This window comes from Oceanobacillus neutriphilus, from assembly GCF_014645515.1.
Lineage (GTDB): Bacteria > Bacillota > Bacilli > Bacillales > Amphibacillaceae > Oceanobacillus > Oceanobacillus neutriphilus.
Genome location: NZ_BMLW01000049.1, coordinates 1 through 670 on the forward strand (window position 1 = coordinate 1; position 670 = coordinate 670).

Consider the following 670-nt stretch of genomic DNA (forward strand, 5'->3'; position numbering starts at 1 on the left):
AATTAAAGGATTAGGAAATGCAGTAGTACCACAGCAAATATATCCGATATTTAAAGCAATAAAAATGATACATGATGAAATAATCTAACTTCATAAATGTTCGATTAATTAAGCTAACTGGAGGTAGAACATGCAAAATAACTGGGTGTGGACTGATCTTACAGAATCACTTAAACCCGAGAGGGGATCCGGTGAGCCAGTTCCGGAAGGGTACATGATCCAAGGTTATAGAGAGTGGATCCCTTATAGCTCTTGGGTGAGAAAAGGTTACGTAAAGGAAGTAACTAAAGATGAACAATTGTCGTTGTTTTAAATGATTTTATCTAACTTCATAAGAATTTGATTAATTAAGCTAATTAGGAGGTTGGCAAATGAGTGTGAAACCATTAAAAAAAGGCGACAAAGTCGTGATGCATACGTGCATCGAAGCAGAATCGCATGACGGGACTATTTGGACATGCAGCACGAATGAATTTAAACATCACCCAAATCATGATTATACCGTTGTCATGCTAGAGGATTACAGTGGATCTTTTTGTACCGAATTTCTTCAGAAAGTGAATTTAAGGAGTGAATCGTGATGGAAAACAAAAAGTGGAAAGTTTGCTTCAAGAAACTACCAGATGAAATGGTTATCGATACTATGGCTCCTGTCATTGCAAAGACAAAA

General features: G+C 36.6%; 1 protein-coding gene. It reads left to right on the forward strand.

Features of this window, described 5'->3' with window-relative positions; all coding sequences use genetic code 11:
- Nucleotides 1-371: 371 nt before the first annotated feature.
- A complete protein-coding gene (locus IEX29_RS26445; protein ID WP_188738881.1) occupies nucleotides 372-581 on the forward strand; it encodes a hypothetical protein in 210 nt (69 codons plus the stop codon).
- Nucleotides 582-670: the final 89 nt, after the last annotated feature.